This window comes from Streptomyces sp. NPDC026206 (genome assembly GCF_040638465.1).
GTDB lineage: Bacteria > Actinomycetota > Actinomycetes > Streptomycetales > Streptomycetaceae > Streptomyces.
On the sequence record NZ_JBEZYL010000007.1, the window covers coordinates 149,814 to 171,382 of the forward strand.

At 72.8% G+C, this 21,569-nt stretch carries 16 protein-coding genes and 2 pseudogenes; 9 read left to right on the forward strand and 9 right to left on the reverse strand.

Going from position 1 to position 21,569, the window contains the following annotated elements:
* Positions 1-68 precede the first annotated feature (68 nt).
* Positions 69-2,252 (reverse strand): Fe(3+)-hydroxamate ABC transporter permease FhuB, encoded by a 2,184-nt coding sequence (fhuB, locus tag AB0F13_RS13375; protein ID WP_362079938.1) that lies wholly within the window; start codon positions 2,250-2,252, stop codon positions 69-71.
* Between the two features lie 137 nt (positions 2,253-2,389).
* Between fhuB and AB0F13_RS13380 the strand changes: the two genes are divergently transcribed.
* A complete protein-coding gene (locus AB0F13_RS13380; protein WP_362079941.1) occupies positions 2,390-3,145 on the forward strand; it encodes an SDR family oxidoreductase in 756 nt (251 codons plus the stop codon).
* On the opposite strand, the gene AB0F13_RS13385 is transcribed toward AB0F13_RS13380, so the two are convergent.
* Positions 3,130-4,455 (reverse strand): NB-ARC domain-containing protein, encoded by a 1,326-nt coding sequence (locus tag AB0F13_RS13385; RefSeq protein ID WP_362079944.1) that lies wholly within the window; start codon positions 4,453-4,455, stop codon positions 3,130-3,132. The genes AB0F13_RS13380 and AB0F13_RS13385 overlap by 16 nt on opposite strands.
* 355 nt (positions 4,456-4,810) lie before the next feature.
* Here AB0F13_RS13385 and AB0F13_RS13390 point away from each other — a divergent pair, with 355 nt between their 5' ends.
* The 4 genes from AB0F13_RS13390 (at position 4,811) to AB0F13_RS13405 (ending at position 9,260) form a co-directional block, all read left to right on the forward strand.
* On the forward strand, positions 4,811-5,680 hold the full coding sequence (locus AB0F13_RS13390) for a diaminopimelate epimerase (protein WP_362079947.1): 870 nt from the start codon (positions 4,811-4,813) through the stop codon (positions 5,678-5,680).
* Positions 5,681-5,804: 124 nt separating this feature from the next.
* Positions 5,805-6,896, forward strand: a complete 1,092-nt coding sequence (locus tag AB0F13_RS13395; protein WP_362079950.1) for an isoaspartyl peptidase/L-asparaginase — start codon at positions 5,805-5,807, stop codon at positions 6,894-6,896.
* A 159-nt stretch (positions 6,897-7,055) separates the two neighbouring features.
* Positions 7,056-8,141 carry a YncE family protein gene (locus tag AB0F13_RS13400; protein ID WP_362079953.1) on the forward strand — a complete coding sequence of 362 codons (1,086 nt, stop codon included), beginning with the start codon at positions 7,056-7,058 and terminating at the stop codon, positions 8,139-8,141.
* A gap of 186 nt (positions 8,142-8,327) precedes the next feature.
* Positions 8,328-9,260 carry a polysaccharide deacetylase family protein gene (locus AB0F13_RS13405; protein ID WP_362079956.1) on the forward strand — a complete coding sequence of 311 codons (933 nt, stop codon included), beginning with the start codon at positions 8,328-8,330 and terminating at the stop codon, positions 9,258-9,260.
* Positions 9,261-9,267: 7 nt separating this feature from the next.
* Here the strand turns inward: AB0F13_RS13405 and AB0F13_RS13410 are convergent, their stop codons facing one another.
* From AB0F13_RS13410 to AB0F13_RS13440, 7 genes and pseudogenes are all read right to left on the reverse strand, one after another.
* A complete protein-coding gene (locus AB0F13_RS13410; protein WP_362079959.1) occupies positions 9,268-10,548 on the reverse strand; it encodes a DUF1343 domain-containing protein in 1,281 nt (426 codons plus the stop codon).
* A 19-nt stretch (positions 10,549-10,567) separates the two neighbouring features.
* Positions 10,568-11,767, reverse strand: coding sequence for a cytochrome P450 (locus AB0F13_RS13415; protein ID WP_362079962.1), 1,200 nt, complete (start codon positions 11,765-11,767; stop codon positions 10,568-10,570).
* Between the two features lie 170 nt (positions 11,768-11,937).
* On the reverse strand, positions 11,938-13,881 hold the full coding sequence (locus AB0F13_RS13420; protein ID WP_362080266.1) for an ABC transporter ATP-binding protein: 1,944 nt from the start codon (positions 13,879-13,881) through the stop codon (positions 11,938-11,940).
* A gap of 384 nt (positions 13,882-14,265) precedes the next feature.
* Positions 14,266-14,976: a phosphatase PAP2 family protein gene (locus AB0F13_RS13425; protein WP_362079965.1), complete on the reverse strand. Its 711-nt coding sequence runs from the start codon at positions 14,974-14,976 to the stop codon at positions 14,266-14,268.
* Positions 14,973-15,629, reverse strand: a complete 657-nt coding sequence (locus tag AB0F13_RS13430) for a phosphatase PAP2 family protein (protein WP_362079968.1) — start codon at positions 15,627-15,629, stop codon at positions 14,973-14,975. Before AB0F13_RS13430 ends, AB0F13_RS13425 begins: the two co-directional genes overlap by 4 nt.
* A complete protein-coding gene (locus AB0F13_RS13435) occupies positions 15,626-16,330 on the reverse strand; it encodes a DedA family protein (protein WP_362079971.1) in 705 nt (234 codons plus the stop codon). Before AB0F13_RS13435 ends, AB0F13_RS13430 begins: the two co-directional genes overlap by 4 nt.
* Positions 16,331-16,521: 191 nt before the next feature.
* Positions 16,522-16,906: pseudogene (locus AB0F13_RS13440) on the reverse strand (rodlin); the annotation flags it as partial.
* Between the two features lie 324 nt (positions 16,907-17,230).
* On the opposite strand from AB0F13_RS13440, the gene AB0F13_RS13445 reads away from it, so the two are divergent.
* From AB0F13_RS13445 to AB0F13_RS13460, 4 genes and pseudogenes are all read left to right on the forward strand, one after another.
* On the forward strand, positions 17,231-17,545 hold the full coding sequence (locus tag AB0F13_RS13445; RefSeq protein ID WP_362079974.1) for an antibiotic biosynthesis monooxygenase: 315 nt from the start codon (positions 17,231-17,233) through the stop codon (positions 17,543-17,545).
* 323 nt (positions 17,546-17,868) lie between these two features.
* A complete protein-coding gene (locus AB0F13_RS13450) occupies positions 17,869-18,888 on the forward strand; it encodes a 2-oxoglutarate and iron-dependent oxygenase domain-containing protein (protein WP_362079977.1) in 1,020 nt (339 codons plus the stop codon).
* Between the two features lie 113 nt (positions 18,889-19,001).
* A pseudogene (locus tag AB0F13_RS13455) lies at positions 19,002-20,280 on the forward strand (DUF692 domain-containing protein).
* A 3-nt stretch (positions 20,281-20,283) separates the two neighbouring features.
* Positions 20,284-21,276, forward strand: coding sequence for a TIGR04222 domain-containing membrane protein (locus tag AB0F13_RS13460; RefSeq protein WP_362079980.1), 993 nt, complete (start codon positions 20,284-20,286; stop codon positions 21,274-21,276).
* Positions 21,277-21,569: the final 293 nt, after the last annotated feature.

Sequence of the window (21,569 nt, forward strand, 5' to 3'; positions counted from 1 at the left end):
GTGCTGTTTGAACTTCAGCCCGTCCGGTGTTTGAGGACCGGGGTCCGGGGCGGAGCCCCGGTGACGGACTACACCCGCGCGGCCGCCGACCGCCCCAGCAGCACCCACAGCAGGAACGGTCCGCCAAGAACGGTCGTCACGATGCCCACCGGCACTTCCACCCCGTCCAGGACGACGCGCCCCACCGTGTCCGCGAGGACGATGAGCACGGCCCCCACGAGCATCGACCCCAGCACCGGCACCCGCAGCGGCCCCGCGAGCCGCCCCGCGATGACCGGCGAGGCGAGCGCCACGAAGCCCACCGGCCCGCAGACGCCGACCGCGAGCCCGGCCAGGCCCACCGCGAGCAGCAGGCAGATCAGCCGCACGCGGCCCGGGGCGACGCCGAGCGACGACGCCGTGGAGTCGTCGAAGCGCAGCACGTTGAGCTGCCGGGCGACGACGAGCGCGAGCGGTACCAGTACGGCCAGGCCGAGGAGGACGGGGACGGCCACCGAGTAGCCGCGCCCGTTGAGGCTGCCGGAGGTCCATACGTACAGGGAGCTCGCCGAGTTCAGGGAGCGGCGCGAGAGCACGACCTGGGTGACGGCCGAGGCGAGCGCGGACATGGCCAGGCCTACGACCAGGACGCGGTAGCCGCGTTGTCCGAGGCCGCCGGAGACGGTGGTGACGACGAGTACGGCCGCGAGCGCGCCGAGCGGGCCCGCCCACCAGGCGCCGAAGGTGCCGGTGAGGGTCGTGGACAGCAGGACGGCGGCGGTGGCGCCGTCGTTGACGCCCAGCAGTTCGGGCGTGGCGAGGCGGTTGCGGGCGAGGGTCTGGGTGAGGCAGCCCGCGAGCCCGAGGGCGGCGCCGGCGGCGAGGCCCGCGACGATGCGGCCGAGGCGGAACTTCTGCACCAGCAGCACGTCGAAGCGGTCGCCGGTGCCGAAGACGGCGTCGAAGGTGCGGGCGAGGCTCATCTCGCTCTGTCCCGCGTACGCGGAGCAGACGACGGTGGCGACGAGGAGTGCGGCGAGGGCGAGCGCGGCGAGCGCGGCCCTGCGCGGCAGCAGCAGGGAGAGGGCGCCGCGCCGCAGGACCAGGCTGTCGGCGTCCTGCCCGGGCTTCAGCGGCAGCCTGACGGCGAATCGCCGCTTCGGCTGTGCGCTCTCCTCCGTGGCGGGGTCCGTCATGCCCATCGCACCCAGCCGCCTGGAACGGACGATGCCGATGAGGACGGGGGCGCCGATGAGAGCGATGATCACGGAGACGGGGGCCTCGAAGGGGCGGGAGACGACTCTGGCCAGGATGTCGGCGCCGGTCAGGACGCCCGCGCCGATGAGCCCGGCGAGGGCGATCTGCGCGGTGAGCCGGGGGCCGGTCACGGCCCGGGCGAGGAATCCGGCGAGCAGGCCCAGGAAGGAGACGGGACCGACCAGGGCGACGGCGGAGGCGGTGAGCAGGGTGACCGCCACCGCGACGACCACACGGATGGTGGAGGGCCGGTGGCCCAGCCCGCGGGCCAGATCGTCGCCGAGCGCCAGCGCGGACAGCGGGCGGGCGACGAGCAGGGCCACGACGAAGCCCACGGCGAGCACGGGGAGCAGGCCGGTCAGCTTGTCGTAGCCCTCCACTCCCGCGAGCGAGCCCAGCACCCAGAAGCGGAACCGGTCGTAGGTCTCGGCGGAGTTGACGATGATGACGCTGGTGACGCCGCCGAAGGTGGCGCCCAGCGCGGAGCCGGCCAGGACCAGCCGCATCGGTGAACCGCCGCCGCGGCGCCCCGCGATGAGCAGGACGAGCGCGCTGGCGACGACGGCGCCCCCGAAGGCCCACAGCAGGTGCCCGAGGCCGCTCTGCACCCCGAGGAAGGCGATGCCGGTGACGACGCCGAGCGAGGCGCCCGCGTTGACGCCCAGCAGGCCCGTCTCGGCGAGGGGATTGCGGGTGACGGCCTGGAGCAGGCTGCCGGAGGTGCCGAGCGCCGCGCCGACGAGCAGCGCGGTGAGGGTGCGGGGGATGCGCAGGTCCCCCACGACCAGGGACAGGCGGGAGTTGTCGCGAGCGCCGTCGAGCCCCAGGAGGTAGTCAAGGACGTCACCGGGCCCGACCTCTCCCGCGCCGACGGACAGGGAGACGGCGGCGAGCACGAGGACGGCCAGCAGCAGGGAGGCGGAGGCGGCCAGGAGGGTCCGCCGACAGGTCGACGGTCTCGGAAGGGCCTGGTCATCGACGGCTTCCGCCTCGGTGTCCACGTGCGACAAAGTCATAAGGTAAGGCTAGCCTAATGACATTTGACGCTCTGACGCTCTGACGCCCTGACGGTCCCGGCGGTATCGCATGCGCATGCGGACATACCGAAATAAAGTGGGCATGGTTTCCGCAGTCGTCCCCCGAGGAGAGGCGTATGCCCACCCGAACGCTCAAGGACAAGGTCGTCGTCATCGGGGGCGCGTCGAGAAATCTCGGCAGCCTCATCGCGAGGGAGGTCGCCGCGGACGGGGCCAAGGTCGTCGTCCACTACAACAGCCCCTCCTCGAAGGAGGGGGCGCAGCGCACGGCCGACGCGGTCGTGGCCGCGGGCGGCGAGGCGATCGTCCACGAGGCGGACCTGACGAAGGTCTCCGAGGTCGAGGGGCTCTTCGAGGTCGCGGTCGGGGCCTTCGGCAAGGTCGACTGCATGGTGAACACGGCCGGCATGGTGATCAAGAAGCCGATGACCCAGGTCACCGAGGACGAGTACGACAAGATGTTCGCCGTCAACTCCAAGGCGGCGTACTTCATGATGCAGGAGGCGGCCAGGCGCCTGGAGGACGGCGGGAAGATCATCACCATCGTGACCTCGCTGCTCGCCGCCTACACCGGCCTGTACTCCGTCTACGCGGGCAGCAAGGCGCCCGTCGAGCACTTCACCCGTGCCCTGTCGAAGGAGCTGTTCGGCCGCGAGATCTCGGTCAACAACATCGCCCCCGGCCCCATGGACACCGGCTTCTTCTACCCCGCCGAGACCGACGACTCGATCGCCTACCACAAGTCCTCGGCGATGAACGGCGAACTCACCAAGATCGAGGACATCGTGCCCTACGTGAAGTTCCTGCTCACCGACGGATGGTGGCTCAACGGGCAGACGCTCTTCATCAACGGCGGCTACACCACCCGCTGAGCGGGCACGGCGACGGCGGGCTCCGCGCCCTCGGTGGCGAAGAGGCGCACCACCGGCGGAACGACGCAGCGCGGATCCCCCGACCGGGGCCCCTCCAGGACCTCCACGAGATGGCCGTCCATGAGATGGCCGATGATCCGGTGCGCGCGGGCCACGCTGCACCCGAGCGTCACCGCCGCACTGCGCGGGCTGAAGCCCGCCTCCCGCTCCGCCGCCAGCGTCCGCAGCGCGGACCGCGCCTGCTCGTCCAGCACGCCGAACGCCGCCGCCAGGGCGGCCCGTACCGTCAGATCGCCCGAGCCCAGCTCCCGCAGCCGGGTCCGCGGGTCGTCGAGCACCTCCTCCACCAGGGTCCGCATCGTCCAGTGCGGACGCGCGAGCAGCCGGCAGCCGATCACCCGGAGAGCCAGCGGCAGATGGCCGCACAGCTCCGCGACCCGGGCGGCGTCGGAGCGTTCCGCGCGCATACGGTCCTCCCCGAGCATCCTCGCCAGAAAGGCCAGCGACTCCCGCGGGCTGAAGGCGCGGGCCTCGACGCACTCGGCGTCCGTCAGGGCGGAGAGCCGGCGGCGGCAGGTCGCGATGACGGCGGACTCGCCGACCGCCGGACGCGCACAGCGCACCTGCCCCTCCGAGACGGCGTCGTCGAGGACGATGAGCACCCGCCTGCGCGCCAGCACCGCACGCAGCCGGGCGCCGGCGTCCTCCAGCGAACCGGTGCCGGCGTCCGCGGCCCCGAGTGACCGCAGGATTCTGCGCACCACGTCGTCGGGCCGGTGCGCGGGGTGCCCGGCCGGAGCCAGGTCGACGTAGATCTGGCCGTCCGGGAAGCGGGAGCGCGACAGGTGGGCGGCGCGCACGGCCAGAGCCGTCTTGCCCGCCCCCGGCTGGCCGGTGATCAGCGTCAGCCGGTGCCCGGGCGGCGACGCCCCGGCGGGCCGGCGGCCGGCCGCGGACAGCACACCGCCCAGGCGCCGCAGGGCGTGCTCACGGGCGGTGAAGTCGGGGATGTCGGGCGGCAGCTCACAGGGAGGAGCGAAGCCGCCCGCAGACAGGTGCTCCGGCGCGAGACGGTCGGCCCTGGCCGCCCCGACGAGCCCCCGGGCGGCCTCCTCTGCCGGGGCGAGCGCCCCGGCGAGCAACTCCACTGACCTGCGCTGCGGACGGCCGGTGCGGCCCCGCTCCATGTCGCTGATGGCGCGCACACTCAGCCCCGACGCGCCGGCCAGCTCCGTCTGGGTCATACCGGCCGCAAGCCGGCAGCGACGCAGCAGCGGGCCGAACGAAAGCCCCTGGCCCCCGTCAACCACCTTCGATTCCCCCTCGGCCGAACACGGCTGATCCCCAGGGTATGACCCTCGCTCCCTCAGTCAAGATGCCCCTGACAGTGCCTCTTGGCCTACTTCGCGGCAGTTACTGGCGCTCAGTGAACTCCGCCCCGAAAAGGGAGCGGCAGGAGACCGGTGGTTTTCCGGAGGTTCCGGGCCGCCGGCCGGAAGCCGACCGGCAATCTGCCCGCGAGCAACCCGGAACGCGTTGCGCGGTGCCGTCCGGCGGGCCGAGGATTCCGCGCAGGCGGCCACGGGCCCGCCGCGCCGTCCCCGTACCCCGAAAGGTGGCCGATGGCTCGCCAGCTCGAAGCGATCGCCCGGAGCCGGAACCCGCATGCCCCGGCCCTGCGTTGAGCCCGGGCCGCGGTATGCCAAGGGCCACTGCTGCGGTGACGGCTTCCTCCTCCTGCTCGACCCCGACGACCGCCTCTGCCTGAGCGAGGCCGCTGTTCGCGCGCTGTGCGATCCGCACGGCGGGCTGGGCGGCGACGCCCTGCTGCGCCTGGTACGCACCAGGCGCGGCCGCCTGCCCGGCAGGCCGCGCGGCGACTGGTTCGCGGACGTCCGCGACCCCGACGGCTTCCCCGCCCTCACTTGCGGCCCCGGCCTGGGGCTCGTGGCCCGCTACCTCACCGCGGCGGACCTGGCCCGGCCGGGGCGGATATGGCTCGGCACACGCGCCGGTGACGCGCGCGCCACGGTCGACGCCGGCGGCCGGACGACGGTGGAGCTGCCGCCCGCGCGCGTCCTCGGCCCGTCGGCGGTGACGCTGGACGGGCACACCTTCGAGGGGACGACCGTGTCACTGGGCGGCCTGCACCTGGTGTGCCCGACCGAACTGCCCGTCCCGGGCCTGGACCTGACCCACGAGCCGCGCCTGGACCTGCACGCCTTCCCCGGGACCACCGGCGTCATGGTTCCGGACGTGACCCTGTCGTTCGTCAACGTCCTGCCCTCCGGCAGGCTGCGCGTCCGCGTCCACCGGCCCCGCGTCGGCCGGCCGCCCTCCTGCGGCACCACCGTGTGCGCGGCGGCCGCCGTCGTCCAGCACACGGCCGGCCGCCGCCAGGGCACCACGGACGTGGAGAGCCCCTCGGGGCCGCTGTCGGTCACTCTGGGCACGAACGCGCCGACACTCCTGACCGGTGCGACCGCCATCGCCGCCGAGGGCGTCCTGGACGCACGGTGGCTGGCGGCGCTGTGAGCACGACCGCCCCGCCGGTACGGGACGGCGGCGGTGCGGGGTGTGGCGTGAATGCCGTGTGGACACCCGACGGGCGCGGTGCCCAAGGTCTTAGCGGACCCGTCACACCGATCGAGAGGAAGCCATGCGCCCGCGACCGAGACCGTGGACCGCCCCTGCACTCGCCCTGCTCGTGACCGCCGCCGCGGTGCTGCCGGCCCTGCCGTTCCGCACCGGCGGGCCTGCGGAACCCGCCGCGGCGGCCGGCCGCGGCGGCACACCCCACACCGAGGCCCGGCACGTCGTCCTCGCCGTGCACGGCGGCGCGGGAACCGCGCTGCGCCGCCAGGACACCGACGCCCGAACGGAGAAGGCCTACCGCGACGGGCTCGCCGACGCGCTGCGGGCGGGGCAGAAGATCCTGCGCGGGGGCGGCGACAGCGTGGCCGCCGTCGAGGCGGCCGTCCGCGTCCTTGAGGACGACCCGCTGTTCAACGCGGGCCGGGGCGCGGTGTTCACCGAGGACGCCGGCCATGAACTCGACGCGTCGATCATGCGGGGTTCGGACCTGGCGGCCGGCGCGGTCGCCGGCGTGCGCCACGTGCGCAACCCCGTCTCGGCCGCCCGCCTGGTGATGGAGAGGACCAGACACGTGATGCTAGCCGGCGAGGCGGCCGACGCCTTCGCCGCGCGCAGCGGACTCACGCCCGTCACACAGGACTACTTCTGGACACAGAAGCGGTGGGACGAACTCATGAAGGCCAAGAACCCGCGCACCACGGCGGCGGCCCGGGACGGGAGCATGACCGGCACGGTCGGCGCGGTCGCCCTCGACGGCCGCCGCGGTCTCGCCGCCGCCACCTCGACCGGAGGCACGACCAACAAGATGGCGGGCCGCGTCGGCGACTCGCCCGTCGTGGGCGCCGGAACCTACGCGAAGGACGGCAACGTCGCCGTGAGCGCGACGGGCCAGGGCGAGGTCTTCATCCGGGGCGCCGCGACCGCGACCATCTCCCACCTGGTGGAGTTCGGCGGAATGGACGTGGCCGCGGCGGCCCACGAGGTCGTAATGGGACGGCTGCCGAAGCTGGGCGGCACGGGCGGAGTGATCGCACTCGACGCACAGGGCACCTACGCCGCCCCGCACAGCAGCGAAGGAATGCTGCACGGCTATGCGACGGCCGACGGCCGGATCGTCACACGGGTGTTCCCCGACGAGGCGGCCGGCCGACGGTGACCCCGCGTCCGGGCAGGACCGGGCGGCGGCCAGGCATGTGCCGCCGGTCACAGCCCGGCGGGGCCCCTCCCTTGCCACCAGGGCGAATGCGCGGGCCGCAAGCCAGCGTTGACGACGTTGCACTGGAGTCCACCGGTGGGCGCGCCGAGGATGCCGGTCATGAACTCCACCGAGACCAACTCCGTCGGTACGAACCCCTCCGCCCCCGGCGCAGGCTCCCCGGCGGGCGACGTACTGGCGGTCGTCAGCCAGAGCGGCCCGACCGTCACCTTCTTCGACGCCGCCACCTACGAGCGACTGGGCGTCCTCGAAGTCCCCGCCGAGCCGCACGAGTTGTGCTTCGACCCGGACCGCCGCCTGCTGTACTGCGCCAGCACCTACGTCTTTGGCTACTACCATGCGCACCGGGGCCGGGCCCGGCAGGTCAGCGTCATCGACCCCGACACCCGCACCGTCGTGGACACCCTCGACACCACACCCGACCACGCCCCCCACGGCCTCGCCCTGGACCGCGCCCGCGCCCGGCTGTACGTCAGCGTCGAGGCCACCGCGACCGAGCCGGGCGGCGTGGTCGTCCACGACGCGAGGACCAGGGAGCGGATCGGCAGGATTCCGGTCATGGCCGGCGGCCCGCACTGGTTCGCCATCACCCCGGACGGGCGCCGGGGCTTCTCCACCAACAAGGAAGCGCCCTTCGTATCCGTCGTCGACCTCGAACGCGAGGAGTTCGCCGGCCGGATCGACGTGCCCGGCAGCGAAGGGCTGGACGTCTCGCGCGACGGCCGGTACGTCTACGTCGCCGCCCCCAAGGGCGACTTCCGCGCCGCCCCCGCCGCGCGGCCGGGCCTGCACGTGATCGAGGTCGCCACGGGCGAGGTCGTACGGATCCTGCCGACCGCAGGCGTGGTCTTCCCCGTGCACACCACGACGACCGGCGCCGTACTCGCCGGAGAGCTGCGGATGGCCCGGGGCCCGGCCGGCGCGCTCGGCGCGCACACCGACGGCGTCCTGACCGTTTTCGCCCCCGAGACCCTCGAACCGGTGGGCCAGGTGGACGTCGGGCGGTTCCCCCTGACGATCACCTCTTCGCCTGACGGCAAAGTGGGTTACGTGTCGAACGTCGTCTCCAGCACGGTGACGGTGGTCGACCTGGAGCGCATGGACGTGCTCGCCATCCTCCCCGTCGACCGGGCGGGCGAAGCGGGTGCCCACGGACTGGCCTACATCCCGGCACCCCAGCACTGAGGCCCCGGAAGGGGTGTTCGCGGCCCCCGCCGGGCCACCCGGGCGGGCGAACGGCGGCGCTGCGCGCGGTTGCGGGGACGGGCACATGCCCTGAGGGTAAGTGTCAAGATCATCGAACCGGCGCCGCCGCCGGGGTGAGGTGCCGGGCCGCGCGCTGGTGGCGGTCCGTCACCCGTGAGGAGTCGTATGTCCGGATACCGTGAAGTCCTCCGGCGTGGCTGCGGACGTCACCGGCGCCGCCGACGGGCTCCGCTGAAGACGGCCCTGACCGTCTCCGTGTTGCTGGCCTGCTCGGCGTTCATGGCGAACGCGGTGAACGACGACCCGGCGGAATGCGGGCCCCCGGGGGATCCCGCGAACAGCCTGGGCTGCCAGGGCAGGGCCGTCGGCAAACGGGTCGACGGACCCGCGGGCAAGGCCGGGGGTGGCACCGACGAGGTGCCGCACGACGGCGACGGCGCGGGCGCGGCCACCAGACCCCGTACTCCCGAGGCGGAGGGGGTCTACGACCGCGAGCGGTGCGGCAACACCTCCGGACGGGTGCTGCTGACGCTGGACGACTGGCCGTACAACGACCCGGAGCGCTCGGTGCGCGTCGGCGCGCAGCTGCAGGCCCAGGGGGTCCGCGCGGCGTTCTTCCTCATCGGCAAGTTCGCCGCCCAGTACCCGCAGATCACCACCACGCTCAGGCAGCAGGGCCACTGGGTGGGCAACCACTCCTACACCCACCGCAAGCTGACCGCCCTGGACGACGACGTCCTCACCGACGAGATCAGGCTGGGAGCGGGCGGCAACATGCTGCGCCCGCCGTACGGAGCCGCCGACGAGCGGGAGCGGGACGTCGCGGCCGAGCTGGGGTACCGGATCTGCAACTGGACGATCGACACCCACGACTGGGAGAAGACCGACGGCAGGCCCAGGAGCGTGGAGGACATCCGGGCGAGCGTCCGGGACGCCACGCCGGACGAGAAGCACAACGGCGTCGTCCTCGGACACCTGTTCAGCAACTTCCCCGACGCGCTGCCGGGCATCATCAGCGACCTGCAGAGCCAGGGCTACCAGGTCTGCCGCAACAAGGGCCCGGTCACCGACCAGGTTCCCTACCCCCTGGACTGCTGACCGCGGCTCACCGGTAGCGCAGGTACTTCCTGCGGACGGTCCGGAACGCGGTGAGCTCCTCCTGCCAGGCGCCGGTCACCGCATCGGTGTCCGCCCCCGCGTCGATCATGGTGCGGAGCCGGTCCGATCCGGACAGCTTGTCGATGAAACGGTCCGGGCGCCAGGCGAAGCCGCTCCACGTCCGCTTCGCGGTCACCAGCAGCGCGACGGCCGTGCGCACCGGGTCGTACGCGGCACGGTCGTGGACGTGCAGGTGCACGCCACCCACGGTCCTGCCCTGGAATGCGCCGAAGGTCGGCACGTAATAGGCCTCCCGGAAGTGCACCCCCGGCAGCCCGGCGGCGTTGGCCTCCCTGGCCCAGCGGCCGTCGAGGCCCTCGGCGCCGAGCATCTCGAAGGGCCGGACCGTGCCGCGCCCCTCCGACATGTTGGTGCCCTCGAACAGTCCCGTGCCCGCGTAGACGAGCGCCGTGTCGGGCGTGGCCATGTTGGGGCTGGGCGGCACCCACGGGAGCCCTGTGGAGTCGAAGAAGTCGGCGCGCCGCCAGCCCGTCATCTCCACCACGCTCAGCTCCACCGCCCGTCCGGCCGCGGCCGGCAGGAATTCACCGTTGTAGAGCAGTGCCAGCTCGGCGACGGTCATGCCGTGTGCCTGGGCGATCGGCGCCCGCCCCACGAAGGTGGCGTACCGCGGGTCGAGCACGGGCCCGTAGGCCTCGCGCCCGGACACCGGGTTCGGCCGGTCGAGCACGACGAAGCGCTTCCCGGCCAGGGCGGCCGCCACCATGCAGTCGTAGAGCGTCCAGATGCAGGTGTAGAAGCGGGCGCCGGCGTCCTGGCTGTCGTAGACGAGCGTGTCGACGCCGGCCCTGGTGAACACCTCGGCCAGGCGCTGCCCGCTCTTGCGGTAGGTGTCGAGGACCGGCAGACCGGTCGCCGGATCGGTGTAGTCGCCCTCGGAGAGCCCCGCCTGCGGGGTGCCCCGGTAGCCGTGCTCGGCGCCGAAGACGGCGGTCAGCCGTACGCGCTGGTCGGCGTGCATGACGTCGACGACGCCCCGCGCGTCGGCGGTGATGCCGCTCTGGTTGGTGATGACGCCCACCCGCTGCCCCGCCAGCAGCCGGTAGCCGTCGGCGGCGAGCCGCTCGAAGCCGGTACGCACCCGGGCGGCGGATCCGGGGCGTCCGGCGACGGCGGTCCGATGCGCCCCGGCCGCTGCCGCCGGACCGGCCGGCCACATGGCGCCCGTGGCTCCGGTGGTCAGCAGGGTGCGCCGGGAAACCGTCATACTTCCGCAAAATAGCCCATCAATGTCCCGTTGCCGTGTACCTCACCGGCAAGGCGTGTACGCCGCGCAGCATGAGGCTCGGCCGCCAGGTGAGTTCGCCGGGGTCGCAGTCGAACGCCAGGTCGGGGCAGCGCCGCAGGAGGGTCTCCAGGGCGATGGCCGCTTCCATCCGGGCGAGGGAGGCGCCGAGGCAGTGGTGGATGCCGTGGCCGAAGGCGAGATGGCCGCGCGCGTCGCGGCGGATGTCGAAGCGGCCGGGCTCGGCGAAGCGCCGTGGATCGTGGGCCGCCGCCGCGAGGACGACGATCACGGCCTGCCCTGCGGGGACGGTGGTGCCGCCGATCTCGACGGGCTCGGTGGTGAAGCGGTACGCGGCCCTTTCCACCGGGCAGTCGTGGCGCAGGATCTCCTCGACCGCGCCGTCCAGCAGCGACGGGTCGGCCCGCAGGCCGGCGAGCTGGCCGGGGTGGCGCAGCAGGGAGTGGACGCCGCTGGAGATGAGATTGACGGTGGTCTCGTGGCCGGCGACGAGCAGGACGAACGCCATGCCCGACAGCTCGTCGGGGGACAGCCGGTCGCCGTCGTCGGCGGCGCGGGCCAGGGCGCTGAGGAGGTCGTCCCCCGGGCGGCGGCGCTTGCTCTCGATGAGGTCGGCGAGACAGCCGGTCATGGCCTGGACGGCCGCGCCGGCGGTCTCCGCGTTCGTGGGCAGGATCATCTCGTTCGACCACGCGCGGAAGCCGTCCCGGTCGGCGGCCGGAACCCCGAGCAGCTCACAGATGACGGTCAGGGGGAGAGGGAGCGCGAAGGCCTCGACGAGGTCGGCGCGGCCGAGGGGGAGCATGTCGTCGAGCAGCCGGTCGGCGATCCGCTGGATGCCAGGGCGCAGGGCCTCGACGCGCTGGGCGGTGAACTCCTTGACGACCAGCCGGCGCAGGCGCGTGTGGTCCGGCGGGTCGGCCTGCAGCATGTTCACCCCGATGCTGTGACCGCCGTCGCTGTCCCAGCCGGGCGAGTTGCGTATGTCGTGGCTCATCCGGGGGTCGGCCAGCACGGCCCGGGCCTCCTCGTGACCGACCACCAGCCAGGCCTCGCGGGCGTCGGGGGTGAGGATCCGGTGGACGGGCCCCTGTTCGCGGAGGCTGTCGTACAGCGGGTGCGGGTCGGTGTCGAAGTCCGTTCCGGGCGGAGTCAGTTCCTTGAGCGTGGGTGCGGACACGGGCGTTCCCTTCTCCGTGCGGTGAGGTGCCGCGGGACTCAAACGGGGATCACTCCCCACTTGATGTGACCGTACCAGAAAGTGGGGAGTATCCCCCGATTGGGGTGGCGCAGAGTGCGGAGGGGTGGCACCGGGCCCGGTGCCACCCCTCCCGCCGGCCGCCCCCGTCGTCAGCCGGCCCGGGTCGCCTCGGCGTGCTCGGGGAAGCGGCGGCTGCCGGGCAGCGCCGGGCCGTCCGCCGTGAACTGGTCACGCTGCAGCTGATAGAGGTCGCGGAAGACGCCCGCCGAGGAGTGGTGCATCAGCTCCTCGAACGTTCCGCTCTCGCGGAGCCGGCCGTGTTCCAGGACGTGGATGACGTCGGCCTGGCGGACGGAGGCCAGGCGGTGCGTGATGAGCAGGACCGTCTGGCCGCCCTCGGCGAGCCGGCGGATCTGCTCGAAGACCTTCAGCTCCGCCCTGGCGTCCAGGGCGGAGGTGGGCTCGTCGACGATGAGGATCCGGCCGTCCCGGTACCGCGCGCGGGCGATGCCCAGCCGCTGCCACTGCCCGCCGGAGAGCTGGTGGCCGCCCTGGTAACCGCGGGTGAGCAGGGTGTCCCAGCCTCGCGGCAGGCCGTCGACCACCTCGTCCGCCCCCGCGTACCGGGCCGCCGTCGCCAACCGCTCTTCGCACACCGGCCGGTCGGTGCGCCCGATGGCGACGTTCATGCGGCAGGTGAACGGCCACCGCTGGAAGTCCTGGCTGACCATGGCGAACCGGGAGAACATCTCGGCCCGGTCGAGTTCGCGCGCGTCGAGCCCGTCCCAGCTGATACGGCCGGAGCCGGGCAGGTAGAGACCGGCGAGCAGCTTGACCAGCGTGCTCTTGCCCGACCCGTTCTCCCCGACCAGCGCGACGACCTTGCCGCCCGGAATGCTGAGACTGACGTCGTCCAGGGCGGGCCGAGCGGTGTCACCGCCGCCCGGATAGGTGAAGGAGACGTTCTCGAAACGGATCTCCGCCGGCTGCTCCGGCACGGGCAGCCCGCCGACGGGAATGGCCCGCTCGCCCGCCTCATGACACAGGCGTTCCAGGTCCTGCACGTAACAGGCCTCTTCGTACAGGCTGTTGACCTGCAGAATCAGCGTGGACAGGCTCGCCGAGCCGCTGCGTGTGGCCAGCACGGCGGTGCCCGCGACCGACAGCTCCATCACCCCGTTCAGCAGCAGGCCGCCCAGGGCGAGGTAGGTCGCGAGCGCGGCGGCGCCGGTCAGCGCGGCGGCGATGAGCCTGGTGCGGGCAGCGCCGCGGGCGAGCCGGGTCTGCTCGGCCTCCGAACTCTCCGACATCTTCCGGAAGTGCTCCAGCAGGAACGGCCCCACACCGTGCACCCGGACCTCGGGCGCGGGGTCGGTCTGGATCAGCATGCTGCTCAGCAGCCGGCCGGCCCGGGAGTGCTGCACCCAGCGCTGGAACGAGGCGTACCGGGCCCGGGCGTTGCGCAGCGAGGCCCAGGACCGCGGCACGGTCGTCAGGGCCAGCAGCGGCAGCAGCACCGGGTGCAGCACGGTCAGCACGCCGGCGGCCGCCGTGAAGGCGATCAGAGCGCCGACGACGGCCGTGCAGTACTTGATCATGCGGCGTGCGGCGGCGGCCCCGTACTGGGCCGAGTCCAGCAGGCGGTGGAACTCCTCGTCCTCGATCGCCGCCAGCTCGACGCGGATCACCCGCTCCAGGTACATCTCCGTCGCGACCCGCTCGACCTTGGGCTCCAGCCGGCCCGTACCCGATGTGGACGCCGACGTCGCCACCGCGCCGACGATCCCGGTGACCGCGACCACCAGCAGCGAGGGGATCGCGGCGTGCAGCCGTTGACCGGTGGGCCCGGCGGCGAGAACGGCGGCCAGGACATGATTGATGGCGACCAGACCGATCGCCTGGCTGAGACCGCCGGCGAGCTCCGCGGCCGCCACCGTCCGCAGCGCGCGCCGGTCCGCCCGCCACGCCAGGCGGACCGTGGAGCCGATCAGGCGCGGCAGCCGCAGCGCCATCGCCCACAGGGACATCCCCAGGTGGACGTTCTCGTGCTTGTTCCAGCCCTGGTCGTGCCGGAGCGGGCCGCCGAACAGCAGTTGCTCGGACTGCGATGCCTCCTCGGGGGCCGCCGGGCCCCCTTGTTCGAGTGTTTCCCCCGCTGGGCCGGTGTTCGTCTGACTGTTTTGCCGGTGATGCACCAGACCTCCTCGTTGACGCCGGATCGGACGAGTGATCGGGAAACGACGCCCGTCAGGGGGCCGTCACGGCCCTCGAAGGGCGTTTTCTCGTCCAGGAATTCGACTGGGCGTCAACGGGCCCGTGGTCACCGGAGCGGACGGCCGTCGGGCCGTGTGCGATTCACTCCGCCGTGGCCGTTCACCCGTTCCGGGGGTTGCGTTGCGGGTGGGAACGACCGGCCCGGGCCCGGGTCCGGCATTCCCGCGGAGGTCCGCCGGCGCTCTTTGCCCGGCGCAATGACCTCACCGGCCGGCGGTTGCACCCGAATCCGGTTGCTTCCCGGCCCGCTCCCGGGGGCGGGCCCAGGGACGGGGCGCCTGGGGCTGCCGGTCCGTGAAGGCGGTCAGCACCGGAAGCGTCAGCACCAGCCAGCACGTGGCCAGCAGCCAGCCTCCGGCGATGTCCGTGGGCCAGTGGACGCCCAGGAAGACGCGGGTGGCCGCGACGGATACCGCCCACAGCGCGCAGCAGGCGGCGGCCACGCGCCCCGCGAGGGGCGGCGCCACGCGCAGCAGGGCCCAGGCCAGCAGCCCGGCGACCAGGGCGCTGGTGGTGGCGTGCCCCGAGGGGAAGGCCGCCCCGGAGGAATCGGTGACCCGGTCGGCGAGGGGCGGCCGGGGCCGGTCCACGGTGACGCGCAGGGCCATCCGGACCAGCTGCCCCAGGGCCAGTACCGCCACCGAGGCCAGGGCGACCTGCACCCGGCGGCGGGCGATCCAGCCGGCCAGCGCCGCCACGGTGTAGGGGATGACGCCCGTGCCCGTGTCGGTCACGAGTATCGCGGCGTCCAGGCTGCCGGCGGACCGCTGCTCGAGCGCCGCGTCGTGCAGGGCCGCGTCCACCCGGAACGGCGCTCCGTGTGCGGCCACCACCAGAGCCGTCAGCACGGCCAGCGCCAGGGCGGCCGGGACGACGATCGCCCATGCCCGCCGAGAGGGCCACGGGCCGTTCACGCGGCGGTCAGCAGGAACGGGCGCAGCCGGCCCTTGCGGGCCCGCTCGACCCAGGGGGTGCCCCGGGTCGCGAACACGGTCAGGGGAACGGCCAGCGCGACGCCGAGCAGCGCGCCGCCCGCGACGTCGTGCGGGTAGTGCACGCCGATCCAGACCCGGGAGGCGGCCATGGCCAGCGCCGCCAGCACGGCCACCGCGCCCAGACGCCGGTCGACGAGCCACAGTGCCGTGGCCGCCGCGAAGGCGATCACCGCATGGTTGCTGGGGAAGGACCAGTCGCCCGGAGCCGGGCACGACTCCAGGGTGAAACTCCGCGGGATCGACCGGCAGGGCCGGTCCTCCCGCACCAGCGTCTTGAGCATCATGTCCACTCCGTACACCACTGCCACCACCAAGGGTGTGGCCAGCGCCCTGGCCATCATCGGGGAGTCCGAGCGCCGGGCCTGCCACCAGGCGGCGAGCATCAGCGCGGCGAACAGCCCGAGGCCGAAGTCCGACCACGTGGAGACCGTATCGTTCAGCAGCCACGGAGCGTGCTGTGCGTCCCGGGTGATGTCGGTGTACAGACCACCGTCGATGCCCGAGCCGTCGAAGGCGGGGAACGCGTGGAACAGGGTGAACGCGGGGAGGCCGCCGAGGGATATGCCGGTCATCGCCGTCCCCCGTCCGCACCGGCGGACGCGCTCGCCTCGGCGGCGGTCCGGCGGCGGCCGCGCAGCAGTTCCAGGCCGAGGGGGAGCAGTGAGAGCGCGACGACGAGGCCCACGACCGGCAGCAGGTAGCGGTCCACGTCCGGCACGGCGGACCCCAGCCCGTAGCCGGCCAGGACCAGTCCCACCGTCCACACCAGGCCGCCGGCCACCTGCCACACCGCGAATGTCCGCGGGCTGACCCCGAGGGCCCCGGCGAGGGGGTTGAGCACGGTCCGCACGACCGGCACGAAACGGGCCACCACGATCGCGCGGGCGTGCCCGTACCGGTCGAGCAACTCCTCGGCCCGCGCCGCTCCTTCGTGCAGCCGCTTGTTGCGCGTGCGGGCCAGCAGGGTACGGCCGCCCCGCTGCCCGAGGACGTACCCGCACTGGGCGCCGGCCAGCGCGCCGGCCGCGGCGGCGGCCAGCACCTGTGCGAGGTCCAGGTGCGGCCCGGAGTGCGCGCCCGCCCTGGACAGCAGACCAGCGGTGAACAACAGCGAGTCGCCGGGCAGGAAGAACCCGACGAGCAGGCCGGTCTCGGCGAACAGCACCACGGCGATGCCGAGCGCGCCGAAGGCCGCCAGCAGCGAAGAGGCGTCCAGAACGTTGACGGCCAGTGCGGGAGCGGATGGTGCGAGCACGAGTGCGATGCCTCCCATGATCGAGCGCGGGCCCGCGGCCCGCCCCCATTGAATTGCCGGGCAAGCTGATGATCCGGATCACGGTGGGCAGTTCATTTCGTCGCCGCCCGGAGATACAAGAATCCCCCCGCCCCGGGGCCCGTACACCCGGAGCAGAGGGATTCCATGGAACGGTGGCGATCGTCAGTGCCGTCCGAGCAGTTGCCCGAGCTGTTTCCCGAGCTGTTGCCCGAGATGATCGGGATCTCGTCGAGGAGGTGCGACAGCGGGTCGTCGCCCTCCTTGATCGTGGAGTTGTCCACCCACTGCTGCGGGGGCGTGAGGACCGGCAGGTCCTGGATGCGGATGTCGAGCAGCGCGATCAGCGACTGCACGCCGAGCTTCCCCATGCCGGTGCACGGCTTGTTGAGCGTGCCCCGGATCAGGCTCATCTGCGGGCTTTCCACGCCCCCCGGTCTCGGTGTTGCCGTAGCCGGTCTCCGCGTCATTGGCATTGGTGACATCTCGCCCGTTGCCGATGGCCATCGCGGGGGAGGCGACGGCGCCGACCGCGGAAACCGTTATCGCGGCCGTGGCGAGTACCTTCTTGAGCACGTCCAAAAGCCTTTCGATCGATGTTTCCCACCGGGAAGCGACATGAGTAACTGCGGGTGAATTGAGAAGTTCCGGATTTTCACTCGTTCGAGTCAGCGGGCCGTTCGGATGCAGATGCCGCCCAACCTCCTTGTCCGAGAGCGCCTTCCGACGGTGCGGCGCCCAATTGCGTGATGGCGCCGGGGCCCGTACCGCTCCGGCTGGTAGCGTGCGCCGCACGGCGGGATTCTCAGCCGTCGGCCCGCTCGGACAGCGCCCCCAGGATGCGTCCGGGCGGGCTTATGAACTCCCGGTGCATCGGCGATGCCGATGGAGGAGCGTTCGGTGACCGTTGAATACATCCGCTACCGCATCGCAGACCCCGGCCGCCGCAGCGCCTTCGAGAAGGCCTGCGCGGCGGCGGCCGGCCACCTGTACGCCGCACCGCAGTGCCTGGCCTACGAGTTGTCGCGCGGCGTGGAGGAGCCCGAGCGCTACGTCCTGCGCATCGAGTGGTCCTCGGTCGAGGACCACGAGCACGGCTTCCGCCACGGCCCGCACTTCCCGCCCTTCCTCGCCGAGGTCCGGCCCTACGCCGGCGACATCGAGGAGATGAGCCACTACGAGCGGACCCTGGTGGTCGACAAGCGCCGAGTGTGAACGGCGTGTGACGCGCACCACTCTCCTCGGTGCGGTGGATCCGCGCCGGGGGCGTATACCCTCGGCGATGTGAACATGCTCGTCAAACGCCGCCACGTGGACTTCGTCCGTGTCACGAGCATGTCCTGTCGCCGCTCCGGCTGACATCAGCGCCTGCGCCCAGCCCGCTCTCCGGGCCGAGGCCGCGTCTGTCTTCCCTCTGCTCTCCTGCTTATTCCTAGCCGCTGCCCGGCCCCGCTCTGCCCGCATACCCTGCGGCGCACCCGCGGGCCGTCCGGCCACCGCCGGACGCTCACCCGGGCCCTTCACGCTGTGGACTCCTCATGATCAACGAGCTTCCCGTCCTCGACCTCTCCGCTGCCTCCGCCGGCCCCGACGCCCGCGCCCGCTTCCATGACGCGCTGCACACCGCCGCCCGCGACGTCGGCTTCTTCCACCTGACCGGCCACGGCATCACGCCCGCCGAGACCGAGGATCTGATGCGCACGATGCGCGCGTTCTTCGCTCTCCCCGAGGCCGACCGGCTGGCCATCAGCAACCTCAACTCCCCCCACTTCCGCGGCTACACCCGTACCGGTGACGAGCGCACCGGTGGCAGCCGCGACTGGCGGGACCAGCTCGACATCGGAGCGGAGCGCGCGCCCCACGTCCCCGGCCCGGACGAGCCCGGCTACTGGTGGCTGGAGGGCCCCAACCAGTGGCCCGACGCCCTCCCCGCGCTGCGCACCGCCGCCCTGCACTGGGTGGACCGGCTCAGCTCGGTCGCCGAGCGGCTGCTGCACGAGCTGCTCGCCGCGATCGGTGCTCCCGAGGACTTCTACGACGATGCCTTCGCCGACCGCCCCCACCTGCACCTGAAGCTGGTCCGCTACCCCGGCAGCGCGCCCGACGGAGCCGCGCAGGGCGTGGGCGCCCACAAGGACTACGGCTTCCTGACCCTGCTGCTCCAGGACCAGGTCGGCGGGCTGCAGGTGGAGAACCCCGACGGGACCTTCATCGACGTGCCGCCGCTGCCCGGCGCCTTCGTGATCAACCTGGGCGAGCTGCTGGAGGTCGCCACCAACGGCTACCTCAAGGCCACCAACCACCGTGTGGTCAGCCCTCCCGGCACCCGGGAGCGCTACTCGGTGCCGTTCTTCTACAACCCCCGCCTCGACGCCCGCATCGAGCCCGTGCCCTTCCCGCACGCCCACCGGGCCCCCGGCGTCACCCAGGACGAGGCCAACCCGCTGTTCGCCGAGTACGGCCGCAACGAGATCAAGGGCTGGCTGCGGGCCCACCCGGCGGTCGCCCGCCGCCACCACGCGGACCTGCTGGAGGGCGCGGCCTCGCCCGTTGTCTGACACCAAGATCACATCAAAGCTCATCACCCCGCCGATCAAGGATTTGTAAGGTGTACGGGGGGAATGACCTTCGTATGCGCGAAAAGCGCTGCGGGGACCACGGGGGTGTGATCATGAGTGTTCCTTTGGGGACGGGCATCGGCTGGCGGCCGGAGATCGCCGACGACATCGAGCGTCTGCCCGGCGTCGACTGGGTGGAGGTGGTGGCGGAGAACATCTGCCCGGACCACCTCCCCGACGCCCTCCGGCGCCTGCGCGAGCGCGGCACGACCGTCGTCCCGCACGGCGTCTCGCTCGGCCTCGGCGGCGCGGACCGGCCCGACCTGGGCCGGCTGGTGGCGCTCGCCGAGCTGGCCGAGGCCCTCGGGGCACCGCTCGTCACCGAGCACATCGCCTTCGTACGGGCCGGGGGTGCGCTGACGAAGTCACCGCGGACCGAGGCGGGACACCTGCTGCCGGTGCCCCGCACCCGGGACGCCCTGGACGTGCTGTGCGAGAACGTGCGCCTGGCACAGGCGGTCCTGCCCGTCCCGCTCGCCCTGGAGAACGTCGCCGCCTTCCTGACCTGGCCCGGCGAAGAGCTCACGGAGGGCCGGTTCCTCACCGAACTCGTCGAGCGCACCGGGGTACGGCTGCTGGTCGACGTCGCCAACCTCCACACGAACCACGTCAACCGCGGCGAGGACCCGGCCGCCACCCTGGACGAGCTGCCCGTCGAGGCCATCGCCTACGTCCATGTGGCCGGCGGCTTCGAGCGGGACGGGCTGTGGCACGACAGCCACGCCCACCCCGTGACACGCCCCGTCCTGGACGTACTCGCCGCGCTGTGCGACCGCGTCGCACCGCCCGGCGTGCTGCTGGAACGCGACGACGACTTCCCCTCGGCCCGCGGTCTGGCGGCCGAACTGGATGCCGTCCGCGCCGTGGTCGAAGGCGTGCGCGAGCGTGTCTGAACCCGCCACCGACGAGGCCCGCCGGCGGCTCGCACGGGCCCAGCTCGCCCTGCTCTCCACGCTGGTCGCCGACGGCCCGCCACCGGCCGGCTTCGACCCCGGACGGCTGGAGGTACAGCGCCGGGCCCTGCTCCTCAAACGCGCCGGCGTCGTCGCCAAGGTGGCGCCCGCCCTGCGCGACATCCTGGCCCAGGACTTCCAGCGCCTGTTCCTGGCCTACGCCCGGGCCAGGCCGATGACCGACGGCTATCGCCGCGACGCGCTGGACTTCGCCCGCGACCTGCTGCACACCGCCGCCGTACCGGAACCTCAGCGCCGGCGACTGGCGGCCTGGGCCGACGGGCGAACCACCCCGGCCGCACCGGCCGGCGGGCCCCTGCGCCGCCTCGCGGCGGCCCTGCGTACCGGACGCGTATCGCGCCGGGCGAAAGGCGATTGACCCATGACCATCGCTGTCATAGCGGCGCTGTTCTCCTTGTGCGTCCCCTCGGCCCGGCTCCTGCGCATACGGCTGAAAGCACGCGGTCCCCGCAAGCCCGTCATCGAGGGCGGCCGGCCGGACCTGCTGGGCGTGGCCTACCTGATGGGCGGCGCGGGCCGGGTCACCGACACCGTGATCACCGGAATGCAGGACGACGGGCGGATCACGCTGACGAACAGCAGGGTCAAAGTAGTCGACCCCGCCGCTCGCAATTCCATGGAGCGCGCACTGCTGAAGCAGTGCAGTTCCGACTGGAGCAACTCCCTGCGAGCGGTGCGCGGAGAAATGCGGCGGGACGCCGCCCTGGAGCCGATCGACCGCATGCTCGTCAAACAGGGACTGTTGACGGCCCCCGATATCCGCCGGCTGTGGCCCCGCGCCGCCGTGACGCAGGCGGTGGGACTGGCCGTCACGGCGGCCGTCACCTTGGTGCTGCTCTTCCGGAGCGACTGCTACCCGGCACCGTTCATCCTTCTGGCGCTGCTGGTTCCCGGAGCCGTCGTGAGGGTGAAATGCCGGCCACGCAAGGGGCTCATTCCCCGCACCGATCACGGGGAGTCCGTCGCCCGGGAACTCCTGACCCGGGGCCCCTGGAGTGTGCGGGACCCCGGAATTCATCCCGAGGGCCCGGCGGGCGTCGTCGCGGTCAGAGGTACCGGTGAGCTGACCGACAAGAATCTGCGCAAGCAATTCGAGGACGCGTCGAAGAAACGCACCTCCCGCTCCTCCTCACGTCGCTCCAGCACGAGTCGCTGGAGCGGTTCCTCCTCGTCCTCCTCGACGATCATCGTGGGAGCGAGCTGCGGCGGCACGTACGACACGAGTGGCAGCGGCAGTCCGAGCGGTTCGCACAGCTCCAGCTGCTCCTCCTCCTCGGCGAGCTGCTCAAGCAGCTCCTCCAGTTGCTCCTCCGGCAGCTCATGCTCCAGCTGCGGTGGCGGCGGCTGCTCCTGAGCGGTCCGCGCGGTCCGCAGGGGCCGCGCGGTCCGGCGTGCGCGGTGCGCCGTGTGAAGCCGCCCGCAACCTGCGCCCCAGCCGCCTCCGCCGCCGGGGCGCGGAAGGGCGAGTACCGGCCAGGTGCGGGCCCTCACCGTCCGTTATGCGCTCGACGGTTCGCGGTGGCCGGTCACGTGCGCTCACCGTGCTGACCTCTGACGCCGCCTCATGGGCGCGGGTCCGCGGCCCTTGGCCGTGCGCCCTCCTGAGCGATCCTGTGCGACCGGATGTGTTCTTGTGCGCCGCCTTGT